This window comes from Streptomyces sp. NPDC026062 (assembly GCF_055568375.1).
This window is the reverse complement of the sequence record NZ_JBVHOQ010000004.1, coordinates 210,113-226,962: the sequence shown is the minus strand read 5'-3', so window position 1 is coordinate 226,962 and position 16,850 is coordinate 210,113. Positions and strand designations below refer to the sequence as shown.

Genomic DNA, 16,850 nt, shown 5'->3' with positions numbered 1-16,850 from the left:
CGGACCGGAGGAGTCATCATGGAGAAGAACCTCAGCACCCTCGCCGACGAGATTCTCGAGCTCGAGGCCGAGACCTTCGAGATCTCCGACTACTCGGACGCCAGCGAGGTCGTGCTGGCCGGCTCCACCAGCACCAGCTCGACCTCGACCTGTAGCTCCACCACCAGCACCACCTCCTGCTCCGCCTGACCGGACGCCGGAAAGCGCTCAGCGGGCCCTGCGCCCGGCACCTGCCCCGGGGCAGGTGCCGGGCGTCTCGCCGTTCACGGGAACGGGTGCGGGACCATGCGGATCTCCGAGTCGGTCAGGTCGGTGGTGCGATGGCCTCCCCGGCGCAGAGCGGTCCGCAGACGGGGCATCAGGGGGGCGCGTCTGCGGTTCCAGCCGAAGTCGATGGGCAGGAGACCGGGAACCAGGGTGGCGACGGTGCGCAGACCCATGCGTTCCTGTTCCGGGGCGGTCTGGTCGACGACGATCACGTCGTGGCCGGCGCGGGTGAGCTCACCGATGACGGCCCGGACGTCGTCGCGGAGGTCGCCGGTGCGGGGACGTCCGGTGGACTCCCAGTCCTGGTAGACCGCCTCGAAGGGGCGCACCGCCAGGGGACGGAGGTAGCTTTCGGCGTGGTGGGCCATCCGGGGCAGGCCGTAGAGCTGGGCGTGGTCCTTGAGATGGCGGACCCGGTCGAAGTCGTCGGCCATGGCCTCCAGTTCGTCTCGGCGCTCCTCAGTCTGACGGGAGAGGTGCGGAATGTAGGTGAGGACTTCGGAGAGGGCTCCCTCGACCGCCGCGCGCGGGTCCAGTGAGGCGGCCGCCGCGAAGGAGAGGATGCCGGGACCGCCGTCGCGGCGCACGGCGACCGCGGTGCAGACGGGAATGGTCAGGTCGATGCGGTTGTCGAGGACATGGACGTCGTATCCCTGGAGCGCGGCGCGTTCCGCCATGGCGGGCGCGGTCCGGCCGCCGACCGTCGTGAGATCGATCTCGGTGAGGCGGGCGTTGCCGTACCAGGCGTTGAGGAAGGCGTCCCGCTCGACGAGTTCCAGGAGGCCGCCCAGGACCGCCTCCTCCAGGCCGCCGCCGATGGCACAGCCGTTGGAGCATTCGAAGACGAAGTTGTCGGAGGTCAGTCCGGCGCTGTAGTGGACGAGGCGGGACGGGACGAGCACGGGCCGCTCGTCGCGCAGGGACCAGCCCCACTCCCACGGAATGGGACGGTCCGGGTCGAAGGGGTCGACGAGCGGGTCGTCGCGGTAGGTGAGCGGATCGTAGAGCCCGCAGACGGCGGGGTCGACGGCGTCGTCCCGCAGCTCGCTCCAGGAGCCGGTGACCGGAGTGGTCCGGCGGCGGCGGTGCGTTCCCGCGTAGCGTTCCAGACCTTCCAGGAAGGCGAGCGTGCGGCTGGTGGAGAAGGCGTTCTCCTGGCCGCTCCAGGTGACGTCGTTGAGTCCGGCGTAGCCGCGTACGAAGGCGCTTCCGGCGACCGGAGCGGTCGTCGGCGACGTCACGTCGGTCCAGGTTCCGCCACCGAGCATCCCGCAGACCGGGTTGGCCAGTGCCTCCTCCGGCAGGGGGTAGGCGGACGCGGGGCGCAGCCGGTAGCCGTCCGGGTCGGGCTTGGGCTGAGGGACGAGCGTGAGCGGGCGGGGCATGGCGGGCACGGGTGGCGGGGCGCAGTCGGGGCAGAGCGGGTCGGCGAGGAGGGGGTACGTCCGGGTCCGCAGGCTCGTCAGGTCGAGACGGGTGACCTGGGGGAGGGCGCGGTCGGCGGGGAGGCCGGCGGGGGGCTCGGCGCCGGGGCCGGCCAGGAGGGCGCGGCAGAGCGCGGCGACGGAGTCGTAGGTGTGGTCGGTGAGCAGGGGCCAGGCGCCGGTGGGGCGGGGGCCGTCGGGGCCGCCGGTCTCCAGGGCGTCGCGTTCGCTGCGGCTGCGCAGGCGCTGCCAGCGCATCGCCAGGCATCGCCCGCAGGCGGGGAACGTGCCGTCGCCGCCCCAGGGGCCGATCAGGACCGCGGATGCGGTGAGGTGGACTCGGGCGGCGGGGCGCTCGGCCGCCCAGGGGTCCGGAGCGCCGCGGTCACCGGGGGCCGCGTCGGTGGCGCCGACCGGGACCACGGCGATGTTTTGGCCCAGGCGGCCGGTGAGCGCGGTGTGGAGCGCGGACCGGGCGGCGGCCATGGGCGCCGGTGCGTTCGGCCGTGTGTTCATGACGACCTCGTCCAGCGGAAGGTCCTGACGGCGAACGTGCCGAAGACCAGAGCGAAGACGGCGAGTCCGGCACAGCCCACCCAGACGTCCGACAGTTCGCCGCGTCCGGCGAGTGCGTAGGACACGGAGTCGTTGAGATAGCGCAGCGGCATGACCAGCGAGACCTTCTGCATCCAGGACGGCATGGAGTCCAGCGGGAAGAAGGATCCGGAGAGGAAAGCCATGGGCAGCATCGAGAAGTTGGCGACGGCCGCGACGGACTCGGGGGTGTTGGCGAAGGACCCGATGATCACGCCGAGCAGCAGGAAGGTGGTGATGCCCAGGATCAGCACCGGGATCAGCAGCGGCCATCCGGAGGCCGGTTCGAGGCCGAACAGCGGGAGCATGGCGACGCCCACGAACAGCAGCGACTGCACGGTGCCGACGGCGAGGGCGATGACGTAACGGGAGCCGATGACGGCGGAGAGCGGGGACGGCGACATCCGGATGAGGCGCAGGATGTCGTCGTTGCGCCACTGCATCAGGGTGAACGAGATACCGAACACGGCGGCGTTCGCGACGCCCCAGGAGAGCACTCCGGCGGCGGTGTAGGAGAGGTAGGACAGTCCGCTCTCCTCGACTGCCTGGCCGCGGAAGACGAGACCGAAGACGACGAGGAAGATGAGCGGGAAGGCGAAGGTGAAGAAGAGGGTCGTCTTGTCGCGGACCTGGGCGCGGTAGCCCGCCGAGGTCAGCGCGGTGTAGGCGCTCATGGCTGGTGCTCCGTGGTGTCGGCGTTCCGGCTGGGGGTCTGCTGGGAACCGGCGAGCCGGGCGGTGAGGTCGAGGTAGACGTCCTCCAGGTCGGCGGTGCGGGTCTGGATGCCGTCGAGTCCGGTGATTCTGTCGATGGCGCTGAGGACCCGGCCCGCCGACCGGGTCTCCAGGACGAGGGAGCCGCCCTGGACGGTGACCCGGTCGACGCCGGGAATGTCCGCTGCCTCCTTCTCTTCGAGGCGGCCCAGCGGCAGCATCAGCCGGGTGGGGGCCTCGAAGGCGGAGACGAGATTGTGCGGCGAGTCGGTGACGGCGATGACACCGTCCACCAGGATCGCGACCCGGTCGCAGAGCGCTTCGGCCTCGTCGAGGTGGTGCGTGGTGTGGACGATGGTGCGGCCCTGGGCCTTGAGGGCCCGCAGCACGTCCCACAGGGCGCGGCGGGCCTGCGGGTCGAGGGCGGCGGTCGGTTCGTCGAGGAAGATCAGCTCGGGGCCGTGGACGAGGGCGGATGCGATGGCGAGGCGCTGGCGCTGTCCGCCGGACAGGTTCTCCACCTGGACGTCCCGCTGTTCGGTGAGCCCGACGGATTCCAGGGTGGTGTCGACGGCGGTGCGGGGGGCACCGTAGAGGGCGGCGACGGTACGCAGGTGCTCGTGCGCGCTCTGCCGTACGAAGAACGCGGAGGACTGCGTCTGGATGCCGATCCGGGGCAGCAGCGCGACGTTGCGGGGACGGGGTGACTCCCCGAAGAGGGCGACCGTGCCGCTGTCGGCCTGGCGCAGCCCTTCCATGATCTCCACCAGCGTGGACTTGCCGGCGCCGTTGGGTCCCATCAGGCCGAAGAACTCGCCGCGGTGGATCTCCAGCGACACGTCGTCGACGGCCTGCCGGTCCCCGTACCGTTTGGAGACGTGGTCCACGCGGACGGCGGGGGGTGTGGGTGGCATCGCCTGTACCTCACTCATGTGGTGCGGGGGTCCTTCCGGTCGGGTGGGTCGGTCGCGCGGTGGGTCACCTCGTCAGCAGCAGGAACGCCACGGTGCAGGTGCCGCCCGTGGCGAGGAGGACCAGCAGGGCGAAGCCGGCGGCGTACGCCGTGTAGATGCGCCGGGCCCGGCGCGGGTACGCGGCACGGGCCTCACCGCCGCTCCGGCGCAGCGCCAGGTAGGTGCGGGTCTCGGGAGCCAGCCGGGCGGTGCCGAGGATGTGGCCGAGCATGCGGTAGCCGTCGAGCGGGGGCAGCGGCACGAGGTTGCTGAGCCCCTGGACGCTGCCGAGGAACAGCAGCCCGGCGAGGAGCGGCCGGGCGGTGTCGGTGCCGGGGAGGAGGAACCACCAGACGGCGAACGGCAGCAGGAGCACCATGTTGAGCTGGGCGCCCGCTCCGGCGATCACGAGCTTGGCGCGCAGGCCGGGGATGAAGAGGTAGTTGCCGACCGTGCAGTGCAGCATCACCGCCGGGAACCGCCAGCGCAGCCCGATCTCGGTGACCTGGCCGCCGTAGTGCTGCGCGGCGATCCCGTGGGCGAGTTCGTGCAGGGTGATGCTGAACCAGAGGAAGAGGGCGACGGCCGCCAGGACGGCCGGTTCCCGGACCAGCTGTTCTGTGCCGTCGATGAGTTCCCCGGTGTGCCAGACCAGTACCGGCACCATGATGAGGACGGCGGCCAGGAGAGGGAGCTGGACGACCGGGTGCAGCAGGGGGCGCAGGACGTGGTGCAGCCGCGCGGTGGTCCTGTCCGCGTCGGCGACCATACGGCGGGTGCCGTGCCAGAAGCCGCCGGTGCGGGCCGGTGGGGGCGCGGCGGCCGGCGGGTCCGGGGCGCCCGCCAGCAGGCCTCGGGTGCCGAGGAGTCCGAGCAGCCGGATCCAGGGCTCCTCGGTGAGGCGACGCCCGAAGCGCTCGGCGTAGGCGGGTGCGAGGTCGTCGTGGGTGCGGGTCCCGTCGAGCCGGGATATGAGGAAGTGCTCCTTGGGACCGACCTCAAAGGTGGCGCCGCTGACAGGGTGTCTGATCAGGTGGACCGTACGGGGTCCGCGCAGCAGCGGCGGGCCGATGAGGACACCCGGCCGCAGCGCGGGACGGTACGCGCGAATGGCGTCCGCCTTCGGGGAGGTGGCCGCGGGCGGGGTCGTCGCCCGGTCGGGGGCGGGGGTCATGCGTCGGCCGTCCTCGTGCCCGCCGGATCACGGAGCACCTGGCCGAGGACGAAGGAGAGGTAGGCCTCGTCGCGGATCGTGACGTGCAGGCGGTTGTTGGTCATATGCATGTACGGGGAGAGCAGCCGGGGCAGGACCGCCGACACCTGGGTGAGCGGCACCAGCGGTGCGGCGTCGGCCGGCTCGGTGCGTTGCTGTCCGGTGTCCTCGCGGGCGGGGCCGTCCCAGGCAGGGAAGAGGAGTTCGCCTCGGACGGTGAGGTCCTCGATACGGGCCCGCAGCTCCAGGCAGTGGGCCGCCCAGCCGCGCAGGAAGGACGGCAGCCGTCCGAGTTCACCCTCGGCGAGGGCGCTGCGGATACCGGCGAAGCGTCGGCCCAGCGCGGGAGCCGTCTCGGCGTAGTTGCTCTCGTACTCCTTCGAGCCGATGAAGCCCGTTCCGGGGAAGGCCCGGTGCCAGAACTCGTAGTAGCCGTCGAGGTATTCGGCGAGCCGGTCCTCATCGGGAAGGAAGCAGCCGGCCATGACCATCATCAGCTGGGCGGAGGTGCCGAGGAGCACGGTTCGCAGGTGGAGGTTCATGGTGCGGAAGGCGTCCATGACCAGCTCGCTGGAGTGCCGGAAGTGCCATTCGGCGAGTTCGACACCGGCCGGACCGCCGTACTTGGCGTGCTCGGGGGCGTAGGGCTCCAGGCTGAAGGAGTTGTTGGGCCGCAGGTTCATCCGGCCGTCCTCGCCCATGTACCGGCCGCGGTCCTCGCCGGGGAACTCGATGTCGAACAGGGCGTTGTAGAAGTCCTTCAGGAAGCCGGAGTCGACCTCGTACAGGGCGGGACGGGTACGGAGGAAGGCGGTCAGCGCCTCCTCGGCGCGACGCCGGACCTCGGGGGCCGCCCCGGGGCTCGAGGGGCGCAGCCGCAGCCGTACGTGTGGGCCCTCCAGCCAGTAGTTGATGAAGAAGTGACCGGCGAGCAGGCCCTCCTGCGTGAGTTCGGCGACCAGCGGGCGGACGCAGTTGACCAGCATCGGCCGGGGACCGGCGGCGTAGAAGACATGCAGGGCGATCCACTCGCCGGGTTCGGTGGCGGTGGGGCGGGACGTGTTCAGTTCCGGCATGTGGGGCCGTCCTCGGTACGCTGGCGGTAGGTGAAGGTCTCCACGGCCAACTCGGCTACGTGGCTCCCCTCTTCGGATGTCAGGTGCAGGGAGTCCTCGGCGGGGAGCATCTCGCGCAGGACGACGCGGGTGCCCGGTTCGCGTTCCACGAGGGCGTCGAAGGCGGTCAGTGACAGCGGGCTGTCGAAGTCCACGTACAGCGGCTTGGCGCCCGGAGCCCGGCCGCTGCCACTCCGGAGCAAGGTCGCGAAGACCTGGCGGGGCAGCCGGTGGGCGCGGCGCCAGCGCTGCCAGTCGAGGTACCACCGTGCCTCGTCGGTACCGGGGCGCCGTGCGGGGAGCACGGAGGTGTCGGCGGTCCAGCTGCGGCGGCTGAGGACGACGTCTCCGTGGACGACCCGCGGCCTGCTGGTGACGCCGTCCCGGGCAGGGCTTTCGGGGACGCCGCCCCAGAGGTCGGTGGGCGTCATGGTGCTCGGCGAGAGGAGGAGAAGGGTGCGGGGGATCTCGGGGAGGGCGACCGGTACGAGGTAGCCGAGGTAGACGGGGACGACCTCGCGGTCCAGGCGGCGGGAGCGCAGGGCGAGCCGGTCGGTGGCGTCGTCGTGCTGGAGGTACAGGTCGTCCAGGTCGATCCGGTCGCTCTCGGGGACGGTCGAGGTCTCCCCGGGGCAGACGATCTGGTGGTCCGTCAGCTTGCCGTGCAGATTGAGATTGCTGGTGACGGGGCCACCCGTCAGCTCTGCGAGGACGGCGCCCCTGGGCGGGAGGGAGCGCAGTTCCGAGCGCAGCCGCGCCGAGAGGCCGGTCGTTGGGCTCTGGTCGTAGACATGGGTGAAACGGCTGAAGGGGAAGGCGAGTCCGCCGTACGAGCGGTTGAGGACCACCCGGGGCCTGTCGGTCCTGCTTTCCGTGGTGGGCAGGCCGACCTGGATGTGATGGCTCTGCGGAGTGAAGTCCGCCGCCAGCGCGTCGAGTTCCCCCGTGACATCGGCGAGCAGTCCGGCCGGGAGGTCGATCTCGTCGGACGATCCGTGTTTCTCCCACTGCTCACGCATTCCGCCGACGAAGCGGCGGCGTGCGCTGTCCAGGGCACGCAGTGCGGGCTGGCCGAGCCAGTTCTCCTCGGGGACGTACTCACCGTCGGCGTCGAAGGCCTTCCGGTCGGCCGTGAAGGAGATGTACTGGTCGAAGAAGTCCTCGTGGAAGTCGTGCACCAGGCCGAGCAGATCGTCGCAGCGCCCGCCGCGGCCGTAGCGGGCCAGGAAGAAGCCGTGCAGGGTGATGCGCTGGGGCAGGGTGATGTCGAACATCGGGAGGATGCCCTCGACCCGGCGCAGGTCCTGCCCGGTGGTGCCCGCCAGCGGTCCGGCTCCGCCGGGAAGGTCCTCGCCGGCGCTGACGTCCTCGTACACCAGGGTCTGCGGGAGTGCGGGGTTCTCGGCTCCCAGGTCCCGCTGGATGTCCAGGAGCTGGGCGCGCAGGGTGCGCAGCAGCGCGCGGCGCTCGCCGAGGGGGGCGGCCGGGTAGGCGGCCAGACAGGCGGCGGGGCCGTCCAGCGCGGCGGCGACGGTGTCCGCCCAGGGGGCGCCGAGGCCGCGCAGCGCCCGCTGGAAGGAGCCCAGCGGGTCGGGGCTGTGCACATCGGTGCGCAGACCGGGCACCTGGACCATGCCGAGCTGGACCAGGGCTGCCGCGTACCGTTCGCATGCCTCCTGTCCGGCGTCCTGTCCGCTGCGCAGCATGTCCACGAGATCGCGGTGGCGCAGACCGTCGTGGGCGGAGAAGAAGGCCAGCAGACGGTCCAGGGTGTCGGTGCCCCGGAGGTAGAACAGCCGGTCGCGTACCGCGTCGAAGGTGACCGCCGCACTGTCGTCGCCGGTGGTCACCCACTGGCGGACGTAGCGAATCCGGTCCTCGTCGCGGTCCCAGCCGGGGGAGAGCACGACGGGGAGGTCCTGGCGGCGTACGGGGTCGGCGAGGATCAGGTCGGCCAGCCGTCCGAGAGCGACGACGTTGAGCCGCACATGGCTGGTCCAGCTCTCCCCGACGCGCAGCGGGCCGGGTCCGGGGGCCGGATCAGGGTCGTCGAAGACGCCGGTGGCGACGGCGGTGAGGGTGCTGAAGGGGCTCGTCTTGCACGCCGTGCGGTAGAGGTAGGTCAGCGCGGACCGTTCGATCTTCCGCATCCTCTTGCCGGGTTCGGCGCTCGTGTCGTCGAGATAGCCGTCGAGCCTGCTGTCCAGGGTGGGGGAGGCCAGCAGCAGTCCCAGCCGGAGCCGCTCCCGTGACAGGGCCTCGCGCAGCTCACCCCGTGCCGTGCGCAGCTCGCCGCAGAGCAGCCCGGCCCCCCGGGACAGCAGGTTCTCGTAACGGGCACGGTCGTCCAGCCAGGCGGCGACCTGGCGGCCGGTCTCCGCGTCGAGTCCGGTCACCAGGCGGACGGCCGGTTCGCGAGCGGCGGGCAGACGGTTGTTGAAGATCTGGCGGCGCAGGGCGAGCAGCGCCCGGCGGGCGTCGCTGCCTTCCGCGTCGGCCCGGCCGAGCAGAGCGTGCAGCCGGTCGCTGAGGGCGCTGCCGTCCTCGGCCAGGTGCTCCTCCCGGTCCAGGAGTTCATCGGCCCACGCACTGGTGCGGGCACAGCGCAGGCCGTGGACGGTCCGCAGGGGCAGGCCGGCCGCGCGGAGCAGGAAGCGCCGGCCGGGCTCCCACACGGCGGGACGCGGTGGGGTCGTGCGGGAGGTCATGGAGGTCATCACAGGGTTCCCGTCAGGCGATCTCGTGGCGGAAGTCGGCGGGGCGGGGGCGTTCGTTGCCGAGCGGCATGATCAGCAGAGGTGCCTCGCCGCCGTCGCCCAGGCCGAGCTTCTCGACGTACGCGATGTTGTCGAAGCCCAGGGCGACGCCCGCTCCGAGTCCGAGCGTGGCCGCGGCCACATAGAAGGTCTGGGCCACGGCACCGGCCGTTCCGAGGGCCAGCCGGTAGCCCCGGTCGCCGACCGCGTCCAGCACGGCGTTGGTGCGGACGGTCGGGACGAGGACGGCGCCCGCCTGCTCCAGGTTGTAGTTGGCCAGGAAGTACGTGTCCTGGAGGAAGGCTCCCTGGGGGCCGGCCTCGATGAGGCACAGCTCGCCCGTTTCCGGATCGTAGGCGTAGGCCCCCGGTTCGACGGACTCGACATGGTTGACGAAGGCGTAGAGGCGGGTCTGCCGCACGGCGCCGTCCGGGTCCGCGTCGCTGGGCAGCGAGGACCCGGCGCAGGCCGCGAGGACGGCGGACAGCTGGGCGGGGGTAACGGGGCGGGCGGCGTCGAAGCGGCCGAAGCTGCTGCGGCGGGTCCGCAGGGCCTGGCGTACGGGCATGCCGGGGAAGCCGGGATCCGGCAGGGCGGTCCGGGTGCCGCCCGCGGGGGCGGGCCGTGCGGCTGCCGGGATCAGGGCGCCGGGGGCGGGCCGGGCGGCGGCGTCCGCAGTGGTCGCGGCGTGCATCGCGAGAACGGTGGGGAACTCCAGCACGGTGCGGGAGCGTTCGCTGTCCCGGTGCCGTACGGCAGGGTCGGGGCTGCCGGACGGGGGCACGGCAGGGGGACCGGCAGGCGTGTTCCAGCGGAGCGGGACGACGGCGAAGACGCCCTCCTCCTCTCCCGCCGTGCCCAGCAGACCGTTCAGCCGGGGCTCGTCGAACCACAGCACCGGGGTGGTGCGAAGGCCCCGGGCACCGGCCCAGATCCGCCAGGTCTGCACGAGGGTGCCGACGTCCGTGGAGACCACGTGGTAGGAGAAGCTGTTGTACTTGAACGAGTTCTGCCAGTACTTGACGCCGAGGATCAGATACTGATCGGTCTCCCGTGCCTCGGGCGGCGCGTCGGGGCCGAGCGCTTCGCGGACCCGGGCGGAGACATCGCCGGTCAGCACGCGCTGCACGGAGTGCCGGTGGATGTCGTAGTGGTGGATGCCGGGGGTCAGCGGGCCGGACGGGCCGGACGCCCAGTAGATGCTGACCGGGTAGAGGCCGCCGCCGCCCGCGGTGCCTCTCGACCAGTTGGCGTGGGTGTAGAACGGCAGGCCGGACAGATCGCTGTTGGCCTGGACACCGAGGCGGCGGCCGGTCAGTCCGTAGGAGTCCTTGAGCATCGCGGACAGCAGGGGCAGCGTGAAGCCGTCCGGGTCGTCGGGCGTGCCGCCGTGCTGTGCCGGGAGCAGCCCGCGGGCGGCCCGGGCCTCGGGAGCGGGGTCGCCGTCGGGCAGGGCGTAGGAAACCGCTCCCGGGTAGAACTTCCCCTTGCGCGGCCCGTCGGGCCAGTCGGGGACGAAGTCGACGGGTTCCATCGGGATGCGGCCGCGGTGCAGGACGGCGTCGGCGTACTCATGGGCGAACCCCATGGGGTTGCTCCCCTCTCGGGTCGGAGAATGGTGCTGACGTACCGTCACGGAAACGGGTGTGGTGCCGGGTTGAGGCCTGCGGCGCCGAGTGTGGTCTGCATTCTCGGCATGTGGCGGGCGCGCTGGCGGGACCAGCCGAAGTCGATCGGGACGAGACCGGGCACCAGGACCTTGACGGTGTGCAGGCCGAGGGCGCGCTGCTCGGGCAGGGTCTGGTCGACGACGATCACATCGAATCCGGCGGCCGTGACGGCATCGACGGCGCGCAGCAGGTCCTCCCGGAGATCGGGGGCGGCGCCCGCCCCGTGGGCGCCGGGCCACGCCAGGTCGGACACGGCGAGCGACGGCCTCGGACCGGGCCCGCGCAGCAGGAAGTCGGCGTGCCTTCCCATTTCGGGGATCCCGTAGGACAGCGGGTGGTCGTGGAGGGTGGTGACCTGGTCGAAGTCGGCTTCCATGGCCCGCAGCCGTGGCTGGTCGCGCAGCGTGCGGCCGACCAGGTTGACGGAGTCGGTGGCGATCTCGCACAGGGCGGAGTCCAGGGCGGACTCGGGGTCGAGCCCGGCCCCCGCCCCGAAGCACATCCGTCCGATGCCTCGGTCGAAGCGTTCGGCGCAGGCGGTGACCACGGGTACGGGGAAGCTGATCCGGGTGTCGAAGAAGCGGGCCCGGTAGCCGTACATGGCGAGCCGTTCCACCATGTGGCGCGTGCCGGGGCGGGAACTGGTCGAGGGGTCGATCTCCAGGAGCGGCACCTGCCCGTACCAGGCGAGCAGGAAGGCGTCCCGCTCGATGACCTCCATCAGGCCGTGGTAGATGGCTTCCTCCCGGCTGCCGCCGGAGGCGCAGCCGTTGGAGCTCTCCTGCACGAACCGGTTCTCCAGGCCGGGTGCGTGGTAGTAGGCGAGGATTTCGGGGACGGGCCGGGGCCGGGCGTCGCGCAGTGACCAGCCCCAGACCCAGGGGATCTCCCGGTCGGGGGTGAAGGGGCGCACGTGCGGGTTCGCGGCGTGGAACTCTTCCGTGTACAGGCCGGTTTCGCGTGGGTCGAGGGCGGCGGGGCCCAGTTCGTCGAGTGAGGCGATGAGCCCTGTGGTCCTGGCGCGGGCGCGCATCCCGGCGTACCGTTCCAGCCCTTCCAGGATCCCGATGTGCCGGCTGTGGGTGTAGGTGCCGGCGTGGCCGCCCCAGAACGTCTCGCGCAGATACTCGCCGGACCGGGTGGAGAAGCAGCCGACGGTGGCGGAGGTGGTGGTGGAGGCGACGTCGCAGATGACGGATGCGCCGAGGGCGCCCCAGTGCGGGTTGGCGAAGGCGTCCAGCGGCAGTTGGTGGTCCTCGACGCGGCGTACCCGGAAGGCGCCCGGCCGGTATACGGGCGCCGGTTCCAGGGTGAGCGCCGCCGACTCCGCGGTGTCCGGTGCCGCCCCGCCGCAGCCGGGACATTCCGGGTCGGGCACGAGGGGATGGCTGTGCACCGTCATGGTGTCGAGGTCCACCAGGTGCACCCGGGGGAAGGGGCCGTCCTGCGGCCCGGGATCCTTGTCGGCGAGGCCCGTCAGGAGCGCGGCCACCGCGGTGGCCGCGAACGGGGTGTCGTAGGGCCAGGGGCCCGCCGACCGCGTGGCGGAGCCGAGTTCGAGACCCTCCCGCAGCGGCACGGAGCGTACCCCCTGCCAGCGGCGGGCCAGGCATGTGCCGCATCCGGCGGGCCTGTCCCCGGCGGGCCACGGCCCGACCATTATCTGGCGGCCGTAGAGGTGTACGGGTATGCCGGTCCCGGGCGTCGGCTCGGCGGTGTACGCGTCCCGGACCCCGAGCGGGGTGACCTCCGGAACGGAATGCCGGGGAAGGATGCCGAGTTCGCCGAGCGCGTCGCGCAGGGCCTCGGCGAAGCGGCGGGCGGACGCTGCCCGCGCGGCCGACTCGGGCCGGGCGGGGGATTCAGCCCGCATCGGCTGCCGCCCGGGTGAGCAGGACGCGGACGGTGTGGATGCCGGCGGTGGGCAGGTCGGCTGCGTGCGTGGGTACGACCAGCGCGTCCCGGCCGTCGGCGGCGAGGCGTTCCAGGATCCTCGTCCATGCGACAGGCTCCCCGGGGGCGGCGGCCGGTCCCGGGGAGGTGACGGGCACAAGCGCCGCGTCCAGGTCCCGCAGCAGCGGGTCGCCCGGGTCGAAGGCGCTGGAAAGCGCGCTGTCTGCGGCCAGTTGGAACGCGCCGAGCAGGTCCCGTACGGCATCCACCGCCGCGTCCGTGAGGCCGGGTGCGGCGCCGACCGCCCAGTGAGCGGGGGTGTTGTCCGGTGCGGTCCTCGCCAGGACGACGGACGCGCCGGAACGGGACCGCTCGCCGAGGTCGAGGAGTTCTACGCCGAGCCCGAGGTGGCCGGCGGACCTCAGCAGGAACGTCAGTTCAGGGTCGTCGCCGAGCACCGTGGGCGCCATCACCGCCGTCTCGCCCGCCCCCCGGACCGCCCGCCGCAGGGCGTCGTGGCCGAGGGCCGAGAGCAGACCGGCGGCTGCCGCCTCCGGCAGGTCCGCTCCGGCTCCGGCACCCGCCCTGGTCGGTTCGAAGCGGCGGTCGGCGTTGTGGGTACCGAAGGGGCGGACCGCGCCTGCGGGCACCCTGACGCGTTCCTTGGTGACGAGGGAGGTGGCGGCCGTCCAGGCGGTGGCCGTACCGGAGCCACCGGTGCCGGAGGCGACGGTCAGCGTCTCGGCTTCCACGGCGGGCAGTTCGTCCGTCTCGCCCTCGACGGGCGGCGTCGGCACGACGTGTTCCGCGTACACGGTGGCGGCGGCGTTCAGCGCCCGCAGCCGGGCCCCGGCAGTGTGGTGGACATCGAACGCGGTGATCGTCCGGGAGCTTTCGCCACCCGAATCGCCCAGCACGACGGAGCCCACCTTCAGCGGGGTCTGGGTCAGTGGTTCGTCGGCGTACGCGGTGAAGACACCGGCGTACGGGCGGACCAGGGCCGAGCGGCGTTCGAGCTCGGCCAGCGGGCCCTGGGCCGCGTCGTCGTCGGGCGCCGTGGCCACCGTCGGGAGGAACGCGGGACGCATCGGGGCCGAGGCCAGGTCGACCGGTTCGGGGCTGCCCGTCGCGCCCGCGCAGAACGGGCAGCGGGGGTGGGGGAGAAGCGGCTCGGACGCGACGTCCAGGGAGGCCATGTCCTGGATGAGCAGTGTGTCGCGGGTCTCGGCCGGCAGAACCCCGGTGGCCAGGCGGAACACCTCGTAACCGAGGAGGTTGCCCAGCATGGCGGCGAGCGGGCCGGTGGGCCGGTCGCCGGGGGTGCCGGTGCCCAGGGCCAGCCCGCTCCAGAGGCCCGCGGCGGCCGCACCGGCCGCGGTGCCGGCGGCACCCATCCGCAGTGCGGCACAGGACCAGCAGGCCGTGGCCTCCGGAGTCATGGCCGGGCCGACCACGACGCTGCGTCCGAAGGTCCAGGCCGGCAGGAGCGTACGGCCCTCGGGCACCCCTTCGCGCAGCAACGGCAGTACGGTGGCGGGGACTTCGGGACCGGCGGCGGCCACAACGACGTCGTACCCCTCGAATGTGGCCCAACCCGCCTCCACGCCGGGTGCGGTGGCCCGCCCGGGAAGCACCGACAGGGACACGGGACAGTCCTGCCCGGCGAGTTCGGCGGCTTCCTGATGGACGGTCGCGAACTCCTCGGGCGTGGTCCCGCCGGTGCCGTCCACGAGGGCGGTGTCGACGCCGATGGTGGCGCAGCCGTTCCGGATCAGGGACAGCACGCACCAGCGGGCGACCGGACCGTCCCCGAGCACGGCGACCCTGGTGGCGCGGTAGCGGGCGAAGAGGGTGTCCGCCTCGTCCGTGTAGTGGTCGATGTAGGCGATCTGCTGGGCGAAGCGGGCGGCGACGGCCGGGGTGGTGGCCGGAAGGCTGCCCGATGTGTCCGGGGCGGGCACGGGGCGGGCGAAGCCACGCGCGTAGAGCGCCTTCACGAGTTCGCCCACCATGGCCTTCTGCCGGCCGCCGAAGCCCTCGCAGATCTCTTCGACGGATCTGGTGCCGTCCAGATGCGGGACGAGGAGCGTGGCGAAGCGGTAACCGGACCGGGCGGTGAGCTGGAAGCCTCCGTCCGCGTTGTGGAAGATCACACCGTTGGGTGTCTCGGTGAACAGGACATCGCGACGGACCCGCGGCCGGGTTCCGGCGGTCTCTGCGTACGGCGTTGTTGCCATGCGTGTGTCACACCTCTCGATCTGGGACGGGGCGGGGGCGGAGCCGGGCGGGCGCGGAGGCAGACCGGAGGGGCTGGCTGAGCGTCACCTCAGGGCGGCCGGCCGGGGCGGGCGGAGCAGCGCCTGGGGGTGCCCGGCGGCGGGGGCGCCCGCGCGCCGGGCGTGCTCCCGCAGAAGGTCGTGCATCCGGAAGGAGCCCGGCTGCTCCTCCTCCAACAGGCCCGCGTCCAGCAGCCGTTCCAGTACCTCCTCGGCCATCTCCTCCCCGACCCCCAGCACTTCGGCGGCCCGCCCGGTGGTGAGCGGGACGTGTGCTGCCGCGCCGAGCCGGAGGTGGGCGGCAGCCAGGGCCGGGGGCAGCCGGTCCAGGGCCTTGTCCAGCGTCAGCTGGACGGACATCCGGGGGTCGTCGGCCAGGCGGAGTCTGGCGAGCGGATCGTGCCGGAGCCGGTCGGCGCAGTCGGTGAGCCGCAGCCGGGGCCGGGTGAGCAGCTGGGCGGTGGCGATGCGCAGGGCGAGCGGATGGTGCCCGCAGACGGCGGCCAGCCGGAGTGCCGCCGACGGCTCCGAGGCGACCCGCTCCGTGCCGAGCACGGCGGTGAGCAGGGCCTGTGACTCGGCGGGCTCCAGGGCCCCGAGGCGGTGCACCGTGCCGCCGTGGGTGGCGACGAGCGCGGCCAGTCCCATCCGGCTGGTGACGATCGTGGCGCCGCCCGTGCGCGCGGTCAGCAGCGGGCGCACCTGGTCGGGGTGGACGACATCGTCCAGGACCAGCAGGGTGCCCGACGCGGCGGGCAGCGCATTGCGGAGTTCCTCGGCCGCCTCCTGCGCCGGGCGGGCGGTGCCGTCGGCGCGAGTGAGCGGCAGCAGCAGACAGCCGCCCGGGTAGTGGGCGGCCATGAGGTGGGCGACGTGCAGGGCGAGGGCCGTCTTGCCGATGCCGGGTGCCCCGGCGAGCACGGCGAGTCTGGTCCGGGCGGGTCCGGCGGAGACCGGCGCCGGTGTCAGCAGTGCTGTCAGAGCCTCGACTTCGCGCCGTCTGCCGGTGAAGCTGGGCACGGCGGGCAACGGGACGGGCAAGGGGGCCGGGGGTGCGTCCGGCAGGCTCTCGGGACCGGCATCGCAGGGCGGCGCCTCGGCGTCCGCGAACCGCACGGATGCGGCGGTGCCGAGGCCCGTGCCCAGCGTCGCGGGGTCGTCGCCGCGCAGGATGGCCAGTTCCAGGCGCTGGAGTTCGGCCCGGGGGTCGACACCGAGTTCCTCACGCAGGTGCCCTTTGATCCTGCGGTACTCCGCCAGCGCCTCGGTCTGCCGACCGGTGCGGTACAGGGCGAGCACCAGCAGCTCGGAGAACCGCTCGTGAGCGGGGTATACGCGCGTAACCTCCCAAAGGTCGACGAGGATGTCGCGGTGCCGGCCGCGCCCCAGTTCGATGTCACAGACCCGCTCCAGGACCCGTAGCCGCTCCTCCGCCAGCCGCGGTACCTCGTCACGGTGCAGCAGCTCCGAGGGGACGTTGGCGAGCAGGGGGCCCTGCCAGAGAGAAAGAGCGGCCCGCAGGGTGTAGAGCTCCGGCTCCTCCCTGCCGGAAGCCGCCCGGTCGACGAGCTGACGGAAGTGGAGCAGGTCGAGGGTCTCGGCGTCGGCGTGGACGCGGTAGCCGCCTGCCACCGCGACGACGGCCTGGTCCTCGATGCCGTACTTGGCGAAGATCCTGCGCAGTCTGAGGACGCAGCTCTGCAGCGCGGCCTTGGCCGTGGCCGGCTGCTCCACACCCCAGACGGCCTCGCGCAGCCGCTCGGTGGAGACGACGGATCCGGGGCGGATGAGCAGCGCGGCCAGCAGCGCGGTCGGCTTGGACGGCGGGAGAACGACGACGTCCCGCCCGTCGGTGATGCTCAGGGGCCCGAGCAGTTGGAATCGCACATCGTCCGCCTTCCCCAGGTGCTTACGTCACCGCGCGGTCGCGCTTGCCGGCTGTCGGCCGTGGTCCTGCCTCGGCCTTGGTCCTACTG

At 72.7% G+C, this 16,850-nt stretch carries 11 protein-coding genes; 1 reads left to right on the top strand and 10 read right to left on the bottom strand.

From position 1 onward, the window contains the following. Nucleotides 1–18: 18 nt before the first annotated feature. Nucleotides 19–189 (top strand): thiazolylpeptide-type bacteriocin, encoded by a 171-nt coding sequence (locus ACZ4LX_RS05625; RefSeq protein ID WP_018555848.1) that lies wholly within the window; start codon nucleotides 19–21, stop codon nucleotides 187–189. Between the two features lie 74 nt (nucleotides 190–263). On the opposite strand, the gene ACZ4LX_RS05620 is transcribed toward ACZ4LX_RS05625, so the two are convergent. From ACZ4LX_RS05620 to ACZ4LX_RS05575, 10 genes are all read right to left on the bottom strand, one after another. After that, nucleotides 264–2,207: a TOMM precursor leader peptide-binding protein gene (locus ACZ4LX_RS05620; protein ID WP_467639387.1), complete on the bottom strand. Its 1,944-nt coding sequence runs from the start codon at nucleotides 2,205–2,207 to the stop codon at nucleotides 264–266. Next, nucleotides 2,204–2,959 (bottom strand): ABC transporter permease, encoded by a 756-nt coding sequence (locus ACZ4LX_RS05615; RefSeq protein ID WP_467639390.1) that lies wholly within the window; start codon nucleotides 2,957–2,959, stop codon nucleotides 2,204–2,206. Before ACZ4LX_RS05615 ends, ACZ4LX_RS05620 begins: the two co-directional genes overlap by 4 nt. Next, a complete protein-coding gene (locus tag ACZ4LX_RS05610) occupies nucleotides 2,956–3,930 on the bottom strand; it encodes an ABC transporter ATP-binding protein (RefSeq protein ID WP_467639393.1) in 975 nt (324 codons plus the stop codon). The genes ACZ4LX_RS05615 and ACZ4LX_RS05610 overlap by 4 nt, the downstream gene beginning before the upstream one ends. A gap of 46 nt (nucleotides 3,931–3,976) precedes the next feature. Next, nucleotides 3,977–5,125, bottom strand: a complete 1,149-nt coding sequence (locus tag ACZ4LX_RS05605) for a metalloprotease (RefSeq protein ID WP_467639396.1) — start codon at nucleotides 5,123–5,125, stop codon at nucleotides 3,977–3,979. Continuing rightward, entirely contained in the window at nucleotides 5,122–6,240 is a 1,119-nt protein-coding gene (locus ACZ4LX_RS05600) for a lantibiotic dehydratase C-terminal domain-containing protein (protein WP_467639399.1), read from the bottom strand. Before ACZ4LX_RS05600 ends, ACZ4LX_RS05605 begins: the two co-directional genes overlap by 4 nt. Continuing rightward, nucleotides 6,228–8,996 (bottom strand): lantibiotic dehydratase, encoded by a 2,769-nt coding sequence (locus tag ACZ4LX_RS05595; protein WP_467639402.1) that lies wholly within the window; start codon nucleotides 8,994–8,996, stop codon nucleotides 6,228–6,230. The genes ACZ4LX_RS05600 and ACZ4LX_RS05595 overlap by 13 nt, the downstream gene beginning before the upstream one ends. 13 nt (nucleotides 8,997–9,009) lie before the next feature. Further along, nucleotides 9,010–10,623, bottom strand: coding sequence for a nitroreductase family protein (locus ACZ4LX_RS05590; RefSeq protein ID WP_467639405.1), 1,614 nt, complete (start codon nucleotides 10,621–10,623; stop codon nucleotides 9,010–9,012). A 44-nt stretch (nucleotides 10,624–10,667) separates the two neighbouring features. Next, entirely contained in the window at nucleotides 10,668–12,578 is a 1,911-nt protein-coding gene (locus ACZ4LX_RS05585; protein WP_467639409.1) for a TOMM precursor leader peptide-binding protein, read from the bottom strand. Next, the gene (locus tag ACZ4LX_RS05580; protein ID WP_467639411.1) at nucleotides 12,568–14,835 is read right to left on the bottom strand and encodes a TOMM precursor leader peptide-binding protein; all 2,268 of its coding nucleotides are present in this window, start codon (nucleotides 14,833–14,835) and stop codon (nucleotides 12,568–12,570) included. Before ACZ4LX_RS05580 ends, ACZ4LX_RS05585 begins: the two co-directional genes overlap by 11 nt. A gap of 84 nt (nucleotides 14,836–14,919) precedes the next feature. Continuing rightward, a complete protein-coding gene (locus tag ACZ4LX_RS05575) occupies nucleotides 14,920–16,761 on the bottom strand; it encodes an AfsR/SARP family transcriptional regulator (RefSeq protein WP_467639414.1) in 1,842 nt (613 codons plus the stop codon). Between the last annotated feature and the right edge of the window lie 89 nt (nucleotides 16,762–16,850).

Bases quoted from the DNA above. Each gene is read 5' to 3' on its own strand.
- ACZ4LX_RS05625 (WP_018555848.1), top strand. From the start codon at position 19: ATGGAGAAGAACCTCAGCACCCTCGCCGACGAGATTCTCGAGCTCGAG.
- ACZ4LX_RS05620 (WP_467639387.1), bottom strand. From the start codon at position 2,207: ATGAACACACGGCCGAACGCACCGGCGCCCATGGCCGCCGCCCGGTCC.
- ACZ4LX_RS05615 (WP_467639390.1), bottom strand. From the start codon at position 2,959: ATGAGCGCCTACACCGCGCTGACCTCGGCGGGCTACCGCGCCCAGGTC.
- ACZ4LX_RS05610 (WP_467639393.1), bottom strand. From the start codon at position 3,930: ATGAGTGAGGTACAGGCGATGCCACCCACACCCCCCGCCGTCCGCGTG.
- ACZ4LX_RS05605 (WP_467639396.1), bottom strand. From the start codon at position 5,125: ATGACCCCCGCCCCCGACCGGGCGACGACCCCGCCCGCGGCCACCTCC.
- ACZ4LX_RS05600 (WP_467639399.1), bottom strand. From the start codon at position 6,240: ATGCCGGAACTGAACACGTCCCGCCCCACCGCCACCGAACCCGGCGAG.
- ACZ4LX_RS05595 (WP_467639402.1), bottom strand. From the start codon at position 8,996: ATGACCTCCATGACCTCCCGCACGACCCCACCGCGTCCCGCCGTGTGG.
- ACZ4LX_RS05590 (WP_467639405.1), bottom strand. From the start codon at position 10,623: ATGGGGTTCGCCCATGAGTACGCCGACGCCGTCCTGCACCGCGGCCGC.
- ACZ4LX_RS05585 (WP_467639409.1), bottom strand. From the start codon at position 12,578: ATGCGGGCTGAATCCCCCGCCCGGCCCGAGTCGGCCGCGCGGGCAGCG.
- ACZ4LX_RS05580 (WP_467639411.1), bottom strand. From the start codon at position 14,835: ATGGCAACAACGCCGTACGCAGAGACCGCCGGAACCCGGCCGCGGGTC.